We start from the raw sequence: 16,471 nt of genomic DNA, 5'->3' as shown, positions 1-16,471 counted from the left end.
GCCCCGCCTCACCGTCGACCTCGTCGGCCGGGCGACGGTGCCGGGCGGGGGCCCGCCGTGCGGACCGCCGGTCCCAGGACACGGTCCTCGAGCGTGGCGACCCGGCGCAGGAAGAGCCAGCCCGCCGCCACGCTGAAGGCGAGCACACTCAGCGCCAACGCGGCACCCATCAGCAGGTCCATCGGTGGTTTCTCCGGACCGAGGACGGTTGCCTGCTGGTGCAGGGACCGCCACCAGGAGACGGACCAGTGCACGACCGGCACCAGGACGAACCCGACGATGCCGAGGATGGCGGCGGGTCGGGCGACCCGGTGTGCGGCAATGGCATCGTGCCTGGCTGGTCGACCACGGGCACCGGTCCGGTCGTCGTCCGGGGTGCTCCAGGTGTGTCGGAGGGTGAGATACCCGGCGTAGACGAGGAACAGCAGCGCGGTGCTGACCAGTCGCGGATCCCATGCCCACCAGGTTCCCCAGGCCAGCCGTCCCCAGAGGCTGCCCAGCACGATGGTGAGCGCGGTGAGGACCACGCCGATCTCGGCGGCGGCGCGGGCACACCGGTCCCACCGCAGGTCCCGCCAGATGAGGTACGCGCCGCTGGCGAGGAGTACGACGGCGAACGCCAGGAACGCCGTCCACGCGGCCGGCACGTGCAGGTACATCAGACGCTGGGCGTCCCCCTGCACCCGGTCCGCGGGTGCGATCAACAGGCCGGTCGTCAGGGCGGCGCAGCCGAGCGCGCCCGCCAGCCAGCCCAGCGTGCGCCGGTCGGCGGGCGCGCGGGAGCCGGAGGTGAACGGAGTGCGTTCGTCTACCCGCATGCCTGGTCTCCGTTCGTGCGCGCGTATGTGGACGTGTGCGTCGGGCCCACCGGGTTTGTCGTGGTGGCTCGGCTGGCCACGGTGCTGCCGCCTTGCCGGTAAGTGCAAATTTATTACCTTCTGGGGCTTTTCGTAGCCGTAACGAGTTTCGCGGCTATTAGGCATCATTCACCGATAAGCTGCCGGCGGGTTCCAAGCGGAAAGTGGGGCATCGGTGCAGGTAGCGAACGGGCCGGTACGACGGTCGCCGGGTCGGTGCCTGGCAGCCGCGGCTCTGTTGGCTGTCCTGGTACTGACCGGTTGCGGGGGCGACTCGCCATCGACCCTCGATCCGGCCGGGTACGGTGCCCGCCGGGTCGAGGGACTGTGGTGGGTGCTGTTCTGGATCTCCGTCGTGATCTTCGTCGAGGTGATGGTGATCCTCGGCTGGGCACTGGTGTTCCGACGACGCGTCGGCACCCGGGTACGCACCAACGACCCGATACGGTTCGTCGCCCTGACCGGTGCCGGGCTGCCCATCATCATCCTCGTGGCCGTGTACGGGCTCGGTCTGCGTGACCTGGCGGCGCTCGGTGACCACCCGGACGAGTCGGCGGTGACCATCGACGTGATCGGGCACAAGTGGTGGTGGGAGGTGCGGTACGCCGGCACCGACGGGGTGACGGCCAACGAGATCCACATACCGGTGGACGAGACCGTACGGGTGCGACTGCGTACCGACGACGTCCTGCACAGCTTCTGGGTGCCCGAGCTGATGCCCAAGATGGACCTGATCACCGGCCGGACCAACGAGACCTGGCTGCACGCGGAGCGGACAGGCAGCTACCGGGGGCAGTGCGCCGAGTACTGCGGACTGCAACACGCCCACATGAGTCTCCAGGTCGTGGCCCAGCCCCGAGCGGAGTTCGATGCCTGGTTGACCCGACTGGCCGCACCCGCGCCCACGCCCCGTACCGAGGCGCAGCGCCGTGGCCAGGTCGCCTTCGTACAGGGCACCTGCGCGGCCTGCCACACGGTTCGTGGCACCGCCGCCAACGGCGTGGTGGGGCCGGACCTTTCCGACGTGGGGGCCCGGTGGAGCCTGGGCGCCGGCGCGTTACCGAACGACCGTGGCCACCTCGGCGGCTGGATCGCGAATCCGCAGACCGGCAAGCCGGGCAACGCCATGCCGCCGCAGCCGGTTCCCGCCGCCGAGCTGCCGAACCTGATCGCGTACCTGGAATCGCTGAAGTAGGCCGTACGGTCGGAGGAGGGACATTGTCCGCGGTCGCCGAACGGCCCGCAGCCGCCGGGTCCGAGGTTGTCGATCGGCTGGCCACACACTGGGGTGAGGCCCCGACCGTACGTGGCTGGTTCGCGACCGTGGACCACAAGCGCATCGGCCGTCGGTATCTCGTCACCGCCGGGGTGTTCTTCGGGCTGGCCGGTGTCAGCGCCATGGCGATGCGTACCCAACTGGCCGGGCCGGAGGCCGGGCTGCTCTCACCACAGGAGTACAACCAGCTGTTCAGCATGCACGGCACGGCGATGATCTTCCTCTTCGCCACCCCGATGCTGTTCGGGTTCGGGAACTTCCTCGTACCGTTGATGATCGGCGCCCGGGACATGGCGTTTCCGAGGCTCAACGCCTTCGGCTACTGGGTGTTCCTCTTCGCCGGGGTGTTCATGTGGGCCAGCCTGCCCGCCGGGGCCGCGCCCAACGGTGGTTGGTTCGCCTACGTGCCGTTGACCGACGAGGTGAACAGTCCGGGTCTGCACCTGGACGTCTACACGTTGGGCCTGCTCTTCCTCGGCATCTCGACCACCGCCGGAGCGATCAACTTCATCGTCACCGCGCTCAAGCTACGCGCCCCCGGTATGTCCCTGAACCGGGTGCCGATCTTCGTGTGGGCGATCGTCGCCACCTCGTTCATGGTGCTGTTCGCCCTGCCGGCGCTGAACCTCGACAACGCGCTGCTGTTCCTGGACCGCCGCTTCGGCACGCACTTCTTCGACCCCGACGCCGGCGGCAACGTACTGCTCTGGCAGCACCTCTTCTGGATCTTCGGACACCCGGACGTGTACATCATCGTGATGCCGGCGCTGGGCATCGTCTCGGCGGTCCTGCCGGCATTCTGCCGGCGGGGCCTCGTCGCCTACCCGCTGGTCGTGCTCGGCATCGTGTCGATCGCGATCATCTCGTTCGGGGTGTGGGCACACCACATGTTCGCCACCGGGCTGCCACAGCTCTCGCTGACCTTCTTCAGCGCGGCGAGTTCCATCATCACCATTCCGTCCGGGCTGCAACTGTTCGCCTGGCTCACCACGATGCTGCTGGGACGGCTGGTCATCAGCCCCCCGTTCCTGTTCGTGATCGGGTTCATCATCACCTTCGTGATCGGTGGCTTCACCGGCGCGATGTTCGCGTTGACCGCGTTCGACCAGCAGATCACCGACTCGTACTTCGTCGTCGCGCACTTCCACTACGTGCTCTTCGGTGGCGCGGTCTTCCCGATCCTGGCCGCGACCTACTTCTGGCTACCGAAGATCACCGGTCGGATGTTCAGCCAGCGGCTGGCCCGTTGGGCGTTCTGGCTGGTCTTCATCGGCATGAACGTCACCTTCTTTCCGATGCACCTCGCCGGGCTGCTGGGCATGCCGCGCCGGGTCTACACGTACCCGGGCGGACTGGGCTGGGACCCGTGGAACCTGCTGGCCACCGTCGGCGCGTACGTCCTGGCGGCGGGACTGCTACTGGTGGTCGTCAGCATCGTCCACGCCCTGCGTCGCGGTCGGGCCGCCCCGGACGACCCGTGGGGCGGCGACGGTCTGGAGTGGGCCACCAGTTCCCCACCCGAGCCGTACAACTTTGCGGTGCTGCCCGAGGTGCACAGCCGCTATCCGGGCTGGGATCCCCGGACGTCCGACTCCGTCGGGATCGGGGCGACCGAGGACCGGATCCTTGCCGACGGGCGTCGGACGATCCGTACCAGCGAACTGGACGGACGGTACGAACAGCCGGTGGAGATGCCGGCCGAGACGGTACGGCCCCTGGTCGTCGCGCTCGGACTCCTGTTCGTCTTCGGGGGTCTGCTGTTCGCCTGGTACTGGGTCGCGGCGGTGGGCGCGGTCGTCGCCGGGGTGACCGTGGCAGGTTGGCTGTGGCCGTCGGACCGGTCACCTGAGCCGGCACAGGTGACAGCATGATGTCGGCAGGGACCCCTCGGGAACCGACCGCCGCCGGTGGGGTGGCGACCGTCCCCGGTGCGTCCGTCTTCGCCGTCGAAACCCCGGCCGGCCGGTCGACCGGCTGGTGGGGAATGGTGCTGCTCGTCGCCACCGAGGCGACGCTCTTCGCGGTCCTGCTGGGCAGCTACTTCTATCTCCGCTTCCAGGCCGGCCCGCACTGGCCACCGGTCGGCATCGAGCCACCGGAACTCGTCCGGCCGTTCATCATGACCGCCCTGCTGCTGCCCAGTAGCCTGCCGGTGATCTGGGCCGAACGGGGGATCCGGCGCGGAGAACAGTGGCGGCTGCGGACCGGGCTGGCCACCACGATCCTGCTCGGCCTGTCGTTCCTGGCGATGCAGGCGACCGAGTACGCGGACAACCTGGAACTCTTCACCTTCACCACCGACGTCTACGGCTCGCTGTTCTACACGATCACCGGTTTCCATGGGGCACACGTCACGATCGGTCTGTTGATGCTCGGCTGGCTGTTGGTCGCCGCGTTCCGGGGAAGTTTCGACGCGCGTCGACACGAGCGGGTCCGGATCGTCGCGCTCTACTGGCACTTCGTCGACCTGGTGTGGGTGGCCATCCTGTTCACCGTCTACCTGTCGCCGTGGTTGTGATGGCGGATCGGATGCCCGTGCGGCGGGTCGGTGTCCTCGGCGGTCTGCTGTTGTGGTTCGCCGTGCTGGGGGGTGCGTTGGCCTGGGCGGTACACCTGATGGCTGCCTGGAGCGTCGACGAGTTGGTCTGCGCGGCCGGTAGCGAGGAGGTTGCGGGACTGCCACTGCGGCTCGTGGTCGGGCTGGCGGTGGTCATCCCGGCGGGGGTCACCCTCGCCGCGTTGGTCGTTTCCTGGCGGGCCTGGCAGCAGACCGGCAGAGGGCCCGAATCCGACGTTCCGGCCGGAGCCGACGTGGCCCGGGCGATGGACCGGTCCCGCTTGCTGGCCATGGTCGGCATCTGGTCGAATCTGCTGTTCCTCAGCATCATCGTCCTGGGCGGTGTCGCGACCCTGGTGTTCCCACCATGCCAGCGATGACCGGCCGCCCGATGTTGCTGGCCCACGGCGGCGCGGATGGCGCTGGACTGTCCGACGTGGGGCTCGTGGTGCTGACCGTCGGCCTGCTGGCCGCGTACGGACGCGGGCTGCACGAGCTGTGGGGCCGTCGGGGTGTCGGTGCGGTGGTGCCGGTATGGCGGGCGACCGCCTTCGTCGTCGGAGTCGTGGCTCTCGCCGCCAGCCAGACCGGCCCACTGCACACCCTGGCGGAACGGTCGTTCGCCGGCCACATGGCACAGCACATGGTCCTGCTGGTCGTGGCCGGACCGCTGTTGGCTCTCGGCTCGGCCGGACTGCCCTTCGCGCTGGCCGGACCGGTGTGGCTACGCCGCCGGTGGGCCCGGTGGCGGATCGGGTGGGCCGGACGCTGGCTGCGACGACCGCTGGTGCTGGCCATCGTGGCCGGTACGACCCAGAGCCTCGTGCTGTGGCTGTGGCACCTGCCCGCGCTGTACCGGACGGTGCTGGGCAGCGACCTCCTGCATGCGGCCCAGCACGCGTCCTTCGTGGCCGCGGCATGGCTGCTCTGGTCAGCCGTGCTGGGGGCGGCGCGGCATCGCCTACCGCCGCCGGTCGGGCTGCTGCTGATCTTCCTGACCATGCTGCCCGCCTCGGCGTTGGCTGCGGCGCTCACGTTCGCGCCCGTCCCGCTCTACCCGACCGGGGCGCTGCCCCCGACCGGGGAGCCGTACCCGGCTGGGACGCCGCCCCCGACCGGCCTCGACCCACTGGCCGACCAGCAGTTGGGCGGCCTGGCGATGTGGATTCCGATGGACGTGGTCGTGCTGCTCGCGGCCGTGACCATGGTCCTGCGGTGGCTCAACAGGCTCGATCGGGCGAGGCCGGCGGGACGGAACGTCCCGCCGGCCGACGAAGCCGATCCGACGGGTGCCGTCGGTCTGTCGGTTTGCCGCCGACCGGTCGGTGGATCAGCCGGTTCGGCAGGTGGGGGATCACCCGGTTCAGCAGGCGGGGCCGACCCGGTGACGTCGGAGGTGACCAGGTGACCAAACCCAACCGGCCCGGCCCGACCCGGGGCGGTGGCCGACTTCGGCCCGGCCTTGCGGTGTTCTCCGCCGTGCTGCTGTTGGCCACTGCCTGCACCCGGGTGCCCCCGCCACCCCCGCCCGAGTCACAGGCCGGCTACCCGCAGCGCGGCGCGTTGCTGATCGAGCAGTACGGCTGCGGCAGCTGCCACACCGTACCGGGGGTGGACCGGGCCAACGGGCTGGTCGGACCACCGTTGATCCGGTTCGGTTCCCGCTCCTACATCGCCGGCGAACTGCCCAACAACGCGGACAACCTGCGTCGCTGGATCGAGCATCCGCAGTCGGTGGAGCCGGGCACGGCAATGCCCGATCTCGGTGTCAGCCCCATCGACGCCCAGGACATCGCTGCCTATCTGCTGACGCTCGACTGAGGTCGGACAGCGGCGTAGCTATCAGGGAGGGAGCGGAGCGGTGAGTGTTACCGACGACGCCGACCGGTCGACCGGCCGTCCTCGCCGGCACCGGGCGCTGGCGGGCACCGCCGTGCTGGTGCTGGCCGCCGGCCCGGCAGCCCTCGCACCCATCCCGGGGCCAAGTCCGACGGCACCGACGGTGGCGGACGGCCGGGGTGGGGTGGTCCCTGACCGGGGCCGGGAACTCTACCTACAGAGCTGTGCGAGTTGTCATGGGCCGCAGGGGCAGGGCAGCCAGCGTGGACCTTCGCTGATCGGTGTCGGCCCGGCCTCGGTCGACTTCCAACTCGGCACCGGGCGGATGCCACTGGCCCAGGAGCGGTACGAACCCCGGCACCGGAAGCCCGTCTTCTCGGCCGGGGACATCGCTGCCCTGGTCCGTCAGGTGGACAGCTTCGGCGGTGGTGGACCGGCCATTCCGAGCGTCGGTCCGGGCGACGTACGCGACGGCCGGGATCTGTACCTGGCCAACTGCGCGGCCTGCCACTCGGCGACCGGTGTCGGCACGGCGTTGACCAACGGTCAGCTCGCGCCGTCACTGGACCGGTCGACCGCGATCCAGGTCGTCGAGGCGGTACGGGTGGGACCCGGACTCATGCCCGCGTTTCCCGACACGATCCTCACCGACCAGCAGGTCGATGCGCTGGCCGCGTACGTCGGTGTGCTGCACGGCGACGAACTGGATCGGGGCGGAGCCTCGCTCGGCCGGTTCGGACCGTTGACCGAGGGGCTGGTCGCCTGGGCGGTCGGGCTGGTCGTGATCCTGTTGGCGGTCCGCTGGCTGGGAAGCCGGGCCGGGCAATGAGCCGACCGGAGCATCAGGGGACCGCGTCCCGTCTCATCGTCGGGGCCTTCACCGTCAGTACGCTCGGCGCGGTCGGGTTCGCGATCACCTACGTGACCGGCGGCCAGACCCAACTGGCCGGTGTCTCCCTTGCCGTGGCCTTCGCCGGGCTGGCGGTCGGACTGGCGATCTGGTCCCGGCGGCTGCTGCCCACCGGCGGTTTCGTCGAGGAACACGAACCGTTCGCCTCGCCGCCGGCCGAGCGTGGTCTTGCCGCCCGGGCGCTGGTCGGTGGGGAGAGTCCGGTACGGCGTAGGGGCCTGGTCGGTGCGCTCGGCCTTGCGCTCAGTGCGCTGGCAGTGGCCGCTCTCTTCCCGCTGCGGTCGTTGCTGCCGGCCAGCCGGCAGCGACCGGAGCAGACGCTGCGGCGCACCCCGTGGGGGCCCGGTGTCCGGCTCGTCACCGCCGAGGGGAGACCGGTGCGTCCCGCCGACGTGACCACGGAGTCGACGCTGGCGGTCTTCCCCGAGGGACACACCACCGCTGGTGACGCACCCGCGTTCGCGGTCCGGATCGACCCCGAACGGTTGCGGGATCGGCCACCGGCCGGTGAACTGTCCGGTCTGGTGGTCTACTCGCTCCTCTGCACCCACGCCGGTTGCCCGGTCCGGCTCTATCTCAAGGGCACGGCACAGGTGCTCTGCCCGTGCCACCAGTCGGCGTTCGACCTGCTGGCCGCAGCCCGACCGATCGCCGGTCCGGCGGCCCGTCCGCTGCCGGGCCTGCCGATCGAGGTCGGGCCGGACGGATTCCTGCGGGCCACGGGGGACTTCACCGCTGCGCCAGGTCCGGGATTCTGGAGTCGGCAGTGATTACCGACCGGATGGTGCGTGCCCTCGACGACCGGCTGCGTACGGCACCCCTGGCCCGTCGGGCCATGGCGAAGGTGTTTCCCGACCACTGGTCGTTCATGCTGGGCGAGATCGCCCTCTACTCGCTGGTAGCGCTCGTACTGACCGGCGTCTTCCTGACGCTGTTCTTCGAGCCGAGCACAGCGCAGCGGGCCTACTCCGGCGCTTACGAACCGTTGGATGGTTCGAGCGTTTCGGCGGCGTACGCCTCCACCGTGGCGCTCAGCTACGACGTACGGGCCGGTCTGCTGATCCGCCAGACCCACCACTGGGCGGCCCTGGTCTTCGTCGGGGCGATCGTGCTGCACCTGGTACGGATCTTCTTCACCGGTGCGTTCCGGAAGCCGCGGGAGATCAACTGGCTGATCGGCGTGACGATGCTGACGTTGGCCCTGCTCAACGGCTTCACCGGCTACTCCCTACCGGACGACCTGTTGTCGGGCACCGGTCTGCGGATCATCTATTCGGTGGTGGAGTCGATTCCACTGGTCGGTGCCTGGCTGGCGTTCCTCGCCTTCGGTGGCGAGTTCCCGGCGGACCCGATGATCCCGCGGATGTTCGTGACCCACGTGCTCATCGTCCCGGCGGCCCTCATCGGCCTGGTCACCGCACATCTGGCGATCGTGGTACGGCAGAAGCACAGCCAGTTTCCGGGACCGGGGCGTACCGAGCACAACGTCGTCGGGTCGCGCCTCTGGCCGGCCTACACCCTCCGTACGCTCGCCCTCCTGGCCTGGGTGTTCGCCGTGCTGTTCGCTCTCGGCGGGCTGGCCCAGATCAATCCGGTCTGGATCTACGGTCCGTTCGACCCGGCACAGGTGACCGCACCCGCGCAGCCCGACTGGTACGTGGCCTGGGGCGACGGTGCGTTGCGGCTGTTTCCGCCGTGGGAGTGGCGCATCTTCGGTTACCTGGTGCCGGCTCCGTTCCTACCCGGTGTGGTGCTCGGCGGGGCGACCTTCGCCGGGCTCTATGTCTGGCCGTTCCTTGAGCGGCGGTTCCGGCGTGACCGCAGCGCGCACCAACTGCTGGACCGACCGCGTGAGCATCCGGTCCGGATCGGGATCGGCGTCGCCGTGTTGCTCTTCTTCGGCCTGCTCACTGTCGCCGCCGGGGACGACATCGTGGCGCGGCTGCTGGGCCTGTCGCTGCTGGACGTGCTGTCGGTGCTGCGGGTGCTGGTGCTCGTCCTTCCGCCCCTCGGGGGTCTGGTCGCCTTCCTCCTGGCTCGGGCGCTGCGGGCCAGCGGTGGTTCGGACCTGACCGGTCTGACCGGCGACGACCTGCGTGCGGCCCTGGGGCGGACCACCGGACGGCGAGTTGCGCGAACTGCCCCGCGAGGAGCCGGGCAGACAGTCGGCGAGACGTCGGACGGGGTACCGCACCCGGGGAATGCCCGGCCCACCGAAGACGATCACGTCGATCCGGGGCGAGTCGAGCTGTGGGCGGACGTCGATGGAACGTGGTGGTGGTGTTACCACGAGCCTGGTACGGGACTGCGGCTCGCCGGTAACCGGGGGTTCCTGTCCCAGGCAGCGGCGGCGGACGCCGCCGGCACGGCGTATCCCGGGGTCGTGCCGGTCGTGGTGCCGTCACCGGGGCGGCGGCAAGCGGAGTTGCGACGCATGGCGCGCTCCTCGGCTGGCTGGGCGGGAAGGATCGTGGGGTACGTCGCGCTGCTGGTGATCGGTGCGCTGCGTCGCCGTCGCCGTCGGCGGTAGGGCAGACACGGCTCAAATCTTACGGTGATCTATGTAGAAGTATTTCCAAATCTCGACGATCTTGGTTGGATAGTTTCACCATCGTCGGTCGAGTTGGAAGTGGGTCCCATGAGAATCCGATCCCTACGTCGGGGTGTGTCTGTCGCGTTGGGTGTGGTCGTGGCGGCGGTCCTGGTGCCGGGTGCCCCGGCTGCCGCGGCGTCGACGATCGTGGACAACGACACCGCCGGCCGGTTCGCCGCCAGCGGCAACTGGGGTACCTCCGCCTACTCCGGCCAGCGGTACGGGGCCGACTACAAGTTCGCCACGCCGGACACCACGGCCAGCGACGCTGCCTGGTACAAAATCAACATTCCGAGCGCGGGCAGCTACCAGGTCGAGGTGTGGTACCCGGCCGACCCCGGCTACAACAACTCGACCCCGTTCGTGGTCGCGGCCACCGGCGGAAACCAGACCATCCACGTCAATCAGCAGGTGAACGGCGGTCGGTGGGTGAGCCTCGGAGTCTTCTCGCTGGCTGCGGGTGACCGCAACGTCGTCGGGGTCAGCCGCTGGACCAACGGCACCGGTTACGTCGTCGCCGACGCCGTACGGGTCACCTCGACGTCCGGGGGCAGCGCCTTCTCCCTGCCCCTGCCGCGTACCGCCCTGCCCCGCAGCGAGTACGACGATCCGCACCACGACTACCCCGCGATCGACCTTCCGGTTCCCACCGGCACCGCCGCGTACGCGGTCCGCGCCGGTACCGTGACCAGGATCAATGACACCTCGTGCGGACTGGGTATCAACCTCACCGGGACCGACGGCGCCATCTACACGTACTGCCACTTCTCGGCCTGGTCGGTGGCCACCGGCGCCACCGTCGTGGCGGGCCAGCGGATCGGGTCCACCGGTAACACGGGTAACTCCACCGGGCCGCACCTGCACTTCGGCATCCGGACCGACAGCGTCCGCCGCTGCCCACAGAACTACCTGCTGGCGCTCTACGACGGGGTCACCCCGCCGGCTGCGACCAGCCTGCCGACCAGCGGATGCTCGTACTGACCTCCGCCTCTGCCCGCATCCCCGGTCCGGGACACCTCCGGCCCGGGCCGGGGATGTGAGGTCGGGACGGGCCCCTTCCCATCGTCTTCTGCACGGGAAGGGGCCCGTCCCGACGAACGAATCTCGGGTCTACCCGAAACTTGCCTTCGGTGCACCCATACCCGGGTCGATGCGGACCGGTCCGCGGGCCGATGGCCGTACGTCGAAGTCGAAGATCTCGGTAGGCAGATAGACGGTCGCGCAGGAGTTGGGGATGTCCACCACCCCGGAGAGCCGGCCCTCGATCGGTGCGGACCCGAGCAGCAGGTACGCCTGCTCCGGTTGATAGCCGAACTTCGTCAGGTAGTCGATGGCGTGTAGGCAGGCGCGCTGGTATGCCAGTTGGGAGTCCAGGTAGCGCTGTTCGCCGTCCAGCGTCACGGACATCCCGGAGAAGGCCAGCCACTGGGAGTACTGGGGGGCGACGTTACCGGGCATGAAGATGGTGTTCTCCGCGACACCGTACGTCTCCATGCCGCCCTTGATGACGTCGACGTGCAGGTCGACGAAGCCACTCATCTCGATTGCGCCGCAGAAGGTGATCTCACCATCGCCCTGGGAGAAGTGCAGGTCTCCGATCGAGAAGTTGGCACCGGGTACGAAGACCGGGTAGAAGACCCGGGAGCCTTTCGTGAAGTTCTTGATGTCCTGGTTTCCGCCGTTCTCCCGTGGTGGTGCGGTACGCGCACCCTCGGCCGCCACCCGGTCGAATTCCGTACCGGTCAGTGAACCCAGGATCGCGTCCTTCGGCTCGGGGGGCAGGGCCAGCGGCGGGACCCGGTCCGGGTCGGTGGCCCGTAGCCTGCCCTCCCGTTCGTGCCACTTGGCCAACAGCTTGGCCGACGGTGCGGTACCGGCGAGACCCGGATGCATGATCCCGGTGAAACTCACACCCGGGATGTGACGGGAGGTCGCCGTCTGGCCCTGGAAATCCCAGATCGCCTTGTACGCGTCCGGGAACTGGTCGGTGAGGAACCCGCCACCGTTCTTCTTGGCGAAGATCCCGGTGTAGCCCCAGCCCTGACCGGCCAACGGTCCGGAGTCCTCCTGCGGGATCGGACCCATGTCGAGGATGTCGACCATGAGCAGGTCGCCGGGCTCGGCACCCTCGACCCGGAAGGGGCCGCTCAGCGCGTGTACGACCGACAGCGGCGCATCCCGGATGTCCTCCGCCGAGTCGTCGTTGTGCATCGCCCCGTCGAACCACTCGCGACAGTCGACGCGGAACGACTGGCCGGGTTTGACGGTGGCTACCGGTGGAATGTCGGGATGCCATCTGTTGTGGCCGATTTTCTCCTGGTCGGTGAACTTCTTCGTTGAGTCCAGGCGGAAAATTAGCTCAGGCATTGACGGATTCCTCCAGTCGAGGCGGCGTCACGGCGGTCGTCGGTTTCGCCGACGGCAACGGGTATACGGAAACTTTGGAGATGGGCGGCAGGGTTCAGAGCCGGGGAAGGCGTGCGTGCGCGGGATTGGGCGGCCGACGTCGTGCCGGCGATGGTCCAGCGGGAATCCGTGACACCACCTCGGGTGTCTCCGAGCTGCTCTCCGTACGGTCGATCGCCAGGGCCAGGGAACGCGGTGTCCGGGCCAGCATCGGCGTCGAGAAGACCCGCACCGATTCCTTCCCGCAGACGGTGCACCGGCTCCGGGAGTCGGCCGACCCGATCGGCAGGGTGACCTGGAACGGGCCGTCCTGCGGGCACCGATATTCGTACGTCGCCATCCTGGCCCCCTGTCGTCGGCGGAATCACCTGGCTCAGCCCGTCGGACCGCACGCCCCGGCCGTTGGTGTCGGAGCATTGCCCGACCGTGGTCCGGGCCGGCCGTGTGCACGTCCCTTTTCGGAAGCATGAGAGGCACCGGGGGAGCGGCGCAGCCGAATGCGGCAAGTAGTGATTCCCGTGGCAAGTGGGGCTGATGTTACGAATTGCGGGGCCCTGCCACCAGGGAATTGCCGGGGCCCTGCCACCGAGAATGCTCTGGGGCGATGAGCGGCGCTGGGGCAAGCTGTGTTTCGAGTTCTTCCCCCGCGCATGAGCCGATGATCGTGTCCGTCGTCTGTCGTGGTGTGTCGGACGACGTGAACGCCTTCGTCGTCTCCGGACGGTCGGTGTGGCTGCGTGTCTCCCGTATCGACCGGGTATACGCGTACCACGCCTCCGTCGACGGAAGGACCTGGCGGATGATCCGCTACTTCGCCATGGACGATGGGCCGGTGGGCGACCGGATCGGCTTTGTGGCCCAGTCGTCCACCGGTGACGGTTGCGGTGTGACCTTCGACGGGATCCGCTTCGTGGCTGAGCGCCTCACCGAGTTGCGGGACGGTTCGTGACCTGCGAGCTCGGGTGCCACCCGGTGCCGCGATCCGGTGGACCCGGGCGGCAGGAGCGGGCGGCCCCGGCGCGGCTCACGGTGGTCGCGTACCGCGTGGCAGGATATCGACCATGACGAGCGATGAGCAGGCGAAGGCCAGTCACCGTAACATTCCGGGGAGCGAAGAGTTCCGCGCATTCATCGCCTCTGGTTGGGCCGGCCGGAGCGCGACGCCGGTGCCACGTGCAGAGGTCGCGGACTATGCGGCCCGTCGCCGGGCGGTCGTGTCCCAGCGGTTCCCGGGCGAGCGTCTCGTCATTCCCGCCGGTGGCCTGAAGGTACGCAGCAACGACACGGACTATCCGTTCCGGCCGCACACGGCCTTCGCCTACCTGTCGGGTCTCGGTGCCAACAGCGAGCCGGACAGCGTCCTGGTGATGGATCCGAAACCCGAAGGTGGACACGAGGCGGTTCTGTTCTTCCGGCCGCTCGCCCCACGCGACAGCGAGGAGTTCTACGCCGACGCCCGGTTCGGCGAGTTCTGGGTCGGGCCACGCCCCACGGTCCAGGATGTCGAGTCCCAGTTGGGCATCGGCGCCCGCCACATCGACTCGTTCTCCGACGTCCTGGCCAAGGACGCCGGCGCAACCCGGTTGCGCGTGGTACGCGCGGCCGACGAGCAGGTGGCCGACCTGGTCGACGAGGCTCGGGCCCAGGCGGAGACGTCCGCGTCGGTTTCGGAACAGCACGAGGCGGACGAGGAGTTCGCCCGCTACCTGTCCGGGATGCGGATCGTCAAGGACGAGTGGGAGATCGGCGAGATGCGCCGGGCGATCGCTGCCACCCACGGAGGGTTCGAGGCGATCATCGCCGGGCTGCCGGAGGCGGTCCGTAAGACCCGTGGTGAGCGGTGGGTCGAGGGCCTCTTCGGCCTGCACGCCCGGCACGAGGGCAACGGGGTCGGGTACGAGTCGATCAGCGCGTCCGGGGACCACGCCAACACGATCCACTGGACGAAGAACACCGGTCAGGTCCGCGATGGTGACCTCATCCTGGTCGACGCCGGGGTGGAGGTCGACTCGCTGTACACCGCCGACATCACGCGTACGCTCCCGGTGGCCGGTCGCTACACCGAGGTGCAGCGGAAGATCTACGAGGCGGTCCTGGCGGCGCAGGAAGCCGGGATGGCGGCGGTGAAGCCGGGCAACAAGTTCAGCGACATCCACGCCGCAGCGATCCGGGTGATCGCGCAGCGGTTGCACGAGTGGGGCCTGCTACCGGACGGTGTGACCCTCGACCAGACGCTGGACCCGGAACACGGCGGCTGGCACCGGCGGTGGATGGTCCACGGCACGTCCCACCACCTGGGCATGGACGTACACGACTGCCAACTGTTGCTGCGTCAGGACTACATGGACGGCGAACTGAAGCCCGGAATGATCCTCACCGTCGAACCCGGCCTCTACTTCAAGGCCGACGACCTGCTGGTGCCGGAGGAGTTCCGTGGCATCGGCGTCCGTATCGAGGACAACGTACTCGTGACGGAGGATGGTCACGAGAACCTGTCGGCGGCGATGCCACGTACCGTCGACGAGGTCGAGGCGTGGATCGAGCGGGTGCAGTCCGGCGCGGCTGAGTGATCCCGCCTCCGCCGACCGGCCGGTGCATCGCGGACCCGCACGCATCGGCAGTGCCTGCCCCGGCCGGTCGGCGGTCAGCCACCGTGGAACGCGCACCCGACCTTCGCGCCGCCGCCCATGCTGACCACCCCGACTGTCGGGTCGGTGCTGCCGCGTACGAAGCATCCGGCGTATCCGTCATCGCCGATGACCTCGTGGTCGCCCAGGTAGACACCCCAGTTGAGGAAGAGGTCCCGCGAGCCGCCGACGCCGTCGGGAAATGGCTCAGCGGCGGGGCGGATTCGGTGCTGTAGCACGAACGGGCCGCCCACCGCTGCGGTGAGTCGGGCCCGCCACTCGGCCGGATCCACCTCCCAGCCGACGACGATCCCGCTACCGCCGTGCAGCAGCGTCGGCTTCATGATGAGTTCAGTCTGGTGGGCCAGGGCGTAGGTGAGCAGGTCGACCTCGTTACCTCCGGGATCCGTGCCGCGTGGACGGACGTACCGTGTCCACGGTAGAAGTCGGTCGACGCAGGCCAGCTCTTCGGCATCGAACCGGCTCCGGTGCCGGTCGTCGGAGAGGATGGCCAGGGCGCCCTTGTTGCCGTAGAGCTCGGCGTCCAGGCGGCTGAACAGACCGACCTTTTCCTGCTCCACGGCGGTCAGCAGCGGCTCCAGTTGGGCCGCAGCCGCCGGGTCCGTCAGATCCTCGGCGAGGAAGTACCGGTAGACGATGTCGATGGTCCGGCCCCCGACGGTCGGCCGGCCCTGCGGGTAGGTCAACTGGCTGAGGTCGCAGGCGATCCCCTCGGCTCCGTAGTCGGCCAGCTTGGCGGCGAACACCCGCAGCCGGGGTCCGACGATGGCGAAGTTCTCCACCGTGTCCACCACCGCCACGACCGGCGGTCGGTCGGGGGGAACCGCTGCGGCGCACTCCGCGTACATCGTCTGCACCATGCAACCCAGCGTGTCCCGGTACCGCAGCTGGTGCCGTGCCACGAACTCCCGCAGCGGCGGGTAGGTCAGCATCGCCCGGTTGATGTCGGCGTTCTCGAAGCCGCCGAGCGCACTCGTGATGTTGAATTCGAGCAGGCCGAACCCCGTACCGTCGTGATAGAGGTCGGCACGGCCCAGGGGAACGAGCGAGCCGGTACGGGCGCTGCGGGTGATGAGTGCGGTCTGCAAGGGGTCCATGCCGACGGCCTCGGCCAGCGCGGAGAGACTCCCGTCGAAGATCCGTTGTGGCAGGGATCGCAGCAGGTCGTAGACCGTGCGCAGGTCCCGCACGACGCTGCGGTACTCGGCATCACCCAGAAAGGCGGGGCCGTCGAGGAACCGGTCCTGGTACGCCAGCGCGAGTGTGGCGGACTCCCGGGCGGCAGCCGCCGGCTGGCCCGTGGACACGTGCTGGGCGAGTTGGTCGACATACGCGCGACCCAACGGCGACCTGCGCAGCTGGATTGGGCGACTGGTCGTCATCGC

16 protein-coding genes are annotated in these 16,471 nt (G+C 69.1%); 12 read left to right on the top strand and 4 right to left on the bottom strand.

Going from position 1 to position 16,471, the window contains the following annotated elements:
- Window positions 1-8 precede the first annotated feature (8 nt).
- Window positions 9-818: a cytochrome c biogenesis protein CcsA gene (gene ccsA, locus ACFQ4H_RS24210; RefSeq protein WP_377574421.1), complete on the bottom strand. Its 810-nt coding sequence runs from the start codon at window positions 816-818 to the stop codon at window positions 9-11.
- Window positions 819-1,095: 277 nt separating this feature from the next.
- Here ccsA and coxB point away from each other — a divergent pair, with 277 nt between their 5' ends.
- The 10 genes from coxB (at window position 1,096) to ACFQ4H_RS24160 (ending at window position 11,013) form a co-directional block, all read left to right on the top strand.
- Complete coding sequence (coxB, locus tag ACFQ4H_RS24205; protein WP_377574418.1) at window positions 1,096-2,052, top strand: cytochrome c oxidase subunit II; 957 nt, start codon at window positions 1,096-1,098, stop codon at window positions 2,050-2,052.
- Window positions 2,053-2,075: 23 nt separating this feature from the next.
- Window positions 2,076-4,004 (top strand): cytochrome c oxidase subunit I, encoded by a 1,929-nt coding sequence (ctaD, locus tag ACFQ4H_RS24200; RefSeq protein ID WP_377574416.1) that lies wholly within the window; start codon window positions 2,076-2,078, stop codon window positions 4,002-4,004.
- The gene (locus ACFQ4H_RS24195) at window positions 4,001-4,651 is read left to right on the top strand and encodes a cytochrome c oxidase subunit 3 (RefSeq protein WP_377574413.1); all 651 of its coding nucleotides are present in this window, start codon (window positions 4,001-4,003) and stop codon (window positions 4,649-4,651) included. Before ctaD ends, ACFQ4H_RS24195 begins: the two co-directional genes overlap by 4 nt.
- Before the next feature lie 11 nt (window positions 4,652-4,662).
- Window positions 4,663-5,070, top strand: coding sequence for a hypothetical protein (locus ACFQ4H_RS24190; protein WP_377574411.1), 408 nt, complete (start codon window positions 4,663-4,665; stop codon window positions 5,068-5,070).
- Entirely contained in the window at window positions 5,067-6,098 is a 1,032-nt protein-coding gene (locus tag ACFQ4H_RS24185) for a cytochrome c oxidase assembly protein (protein WP_377574408.1), read from the top strand. Before ACFQ4H_RS24190 ends, ACFQ4H_RS24185 begins: the two co-directional genes overlap by 4 nt.
- Window positions 6,095-6,511, top strand: a complete 417-nt coding sequence (locus ACFQ4H_RS24180) for a c-type cytochrome (protein ID WP_377574405.1) — start codon at window positions 6,095-6,097, stop codon at window positions 6,509-6,511. Before ACFQ4H_RS24185 ends, ACFQ4H_RS24180 begins: the two co-directional genes overlap by 4 nt.
- Window positions 6,512-6,551: 40 nt before the next feature.
- Window positions 6,552-7,358 carry a cytochrome bc1 complex diheme cytochrome c subunit gene (gene qcrC / locus ACFQ4H_RS24175; RefSeq protein WP_377574403.1) on the top strand — a complete coding sequence of 269 codons (807 nt, stop codon included), beginning with the start codon at window positions 6,552-6,554 and terminating at the stop codon, window positions 7,356-7,358.
- Window positions 7,355-8,209, top strand: a complete 855-nt coding sequence (locus tag ACFQ4H_RS24170) for a QcrA and Rieske domain-containing protein (protein WP_377574400.1) — start codon at window positions 7,355-7,357, stop codon at window positions 8,207-8,209. The genes qcrC and ACFQ4H_RS24170 overlap by 4 nt, the downstream gene beginning before the upstream one ends.
- Window positions 8,206-9,969 (top strand): cytochrome bc1 complex cytochrome b subunit, encoded by a 1,764-nt coding sequence (gene qcrB / locus ACFQ4H_RS24165; RefSeq protein WP_377574397.1) that lies wholly within the window; start codon window positions 8,206-8,208, stop codon window positions 9,967-9,969. The genes ACFQ4H_RS24170 and qcrB overlap by 4 nt, the downstream gene beginning before the upstream one ends.
- A gap of 108 nt (window positions 9,970-10,077) precedes the next feature.
- On the top strand, window positions 10,078-11,013 hold the full coding sequence (locus tag ACFQ4H_RS24160; RefSeq protein WP_377574394.1) for a golvesin C-terminal-like domain-containing protein: 936 nt from the start codon (window positions 10,078-10,080) through the stop codon (window positions 11,011-11,013).
- Between the two features lie 129 nt (window positions 11,014-11,142).
- On the opposite strand, the gene fmdA is transcribed toward ACFQ4H_RS24160, so the two are convergent.
- Both fmdA and ACFQ4H_RS24150 read right to left on the bottom strand, forming a co-directional pair.
- Window positions 11,143-12,399, bottom strand: coding sequence for a formamidase (gene fmdA / locus ACFQ4H_RS24155; protein WP_377574391.1), 1,257 nt, complete (start codon window positions 12,397-12,399; stop codon window positions 11,143-11,145).
- Window positions 12,400-12,493: 94 nt separating this feature from the next.
- Window positions 12,494-12,778, bottom strand: a complete 285-nt coding sequence (locus ACFQ4H_RS24150) for an FmdB family zinc ribbon protein (protein WP_377574388.1) — start codon at window positions 12,776-12,778, stop codon at window positions 12,494-12,496.
- Window positions 12,779-13,096: 318 nt separating this feature from the next.
- Here ACFQ4H_RS24150 and ACFQ4H_RS24145 point away from each other — a divergent pair, with 318 nt between their 5' ends.
- Together ACFQ4H_RS24145 and ACFQ4H_RS24140 are read left to right on the top strand one after the other, a co-directional pair.
- Window positions 13,097-13,387, top strand: a complete 291-nt coding sequence (locus ACFQ4H_RS24145; RefSeq protein WP_377574385.1) for a DUF1349 domain-containing protein — start codon at window positions 13,097-13,099, stop codon at window positions 13,385-13,387.
- 112 nt (window positions 13,388-13,499) lie between these two features.
- Complete coding sequence (locus ACFQ4H_RS24140) at window positions 13,500-15,008, top strand: aminopeptidase P family protein (RefSeq protein WP_377574382.1); 1,509 nt, start codon at window positions 13,500-13,502, stop codon at window positions 15,006-15,008.
- Window positions 15,009-15,082: 74 nt separating this feature from the next.
- Here ACFQ4H_RS24140 and ACFQ4H_RS24135 read toward each other — a convergent pair whose 3' ends face one another.
- A complete protein-coding gene (locus ACFQ4H_RS24135) occupies window positions 15,083-16,468 on the bottom strand; it encodes a hypothetical protein (RefSeq protein ID WP_377574380.1) in 1,386 nt (461 codons plus the stop codon).
- Window positions 16,469-16,471 lie beyond the last annotated feature (3 nt).

Origin of the sequence: Micromonospora sonneratiae (assembly GCF_042679305.1) — a bacterium.
Taxonomy (GTDB): domain Bacteria; phylum Actinomycetota; class Actinomycetes; order Mycobacteriales; family Micromonosporaceae; genus Micromonospora_H; species Micromonospora_H sonneratiae.
This window is presented reverse-complemented; position numbering and strand designations above follow the sequence as displayed.

Excerpts from the sequence above, each read along its gene's own strand:
- ccsA (WP_377574421.1), bottom strand. The coding sequence starts at position 818 with ATGCGGGTAGACGAACGCACTCCGTTCACCTCCGGCTCCCGCGCGCCC.
- ACFQ4H_RS24195 (WP_377574413.1), top strand. The coding sequence starts at position 4,001 with ATGATGTCGGCAGGGACCCCTCGGGAACCGACCGCCGCCGGTGGGGTG.
- ACFQ4H_RS24190 (WP_377574411.1), top strand. The coding sequence starts at position 4,663 with ATGCCCGTGCGGCGGGTCGGTGTCCTCGGCGGTCTGCTGTTGTGGTTC.
- ACFQ4H_RS24185 (WP_377574408.1), top strand. The coding sequence starts at position 5,067 with ATGACCGGCCGCCCGATGTTGCTGGCCCACGGCGGCGCGGATGGCGCT.
- ACFQ4H_RS24170 (WP_377574400.1), top strand. The coding sequence starts at position 7,355 with ATGAGCCGACCGGAGCATCAGGGGACCGCGTCCCGTCTCATCGTCGGG.
- ACFQ4H_RS24160 (WP_377574394.1), top strand. The coding sequence starts at position 10,078 with ATGAGAATCCGATCCCTACGTCGGGGTGTGTCTGTCGCGTTGGGTGTG.
- fmdA (WP_377574391.1), bottom strand. The coding sequence starts at position 12,399 with ATGCCTGAGCTAATTTTCCGCCTGGACTCAACGAAGAAGTTCACCGAC.
- ACFQ4H_RS24150 (WP_377574388.1), bottom strand. The coding sequence starts at position 12,778 with ATGGCGACGTACGAATATCGGTGCCCGCAGGACGGCCCGTTCCAGGTC.
- ACFQ4H_RS24145 (WP_377574385.1), top strand. The coding sequence starts at position 13,097 with ATGATCGTGTCCGTCGTCTGTCGTGGTGTGTCGGACGACGTGAACGCC.
- ACFQ4H_RS24140 (WP_377574382.1), top strand. The coding sequence starts at position 13,500 with ATGACGAGCGATGAGCAGGCGAAGGCCAGTCACCGTAACATTCCGGGG.
- ACFQ4H_RS24135 (WP_377574380.1), bottom strand. The coding sequence starts at position 16,468 with ATGACGACCAGTCGCCCAATCCAGCTGCGCAGGTCGCCGTTGGGTCGC.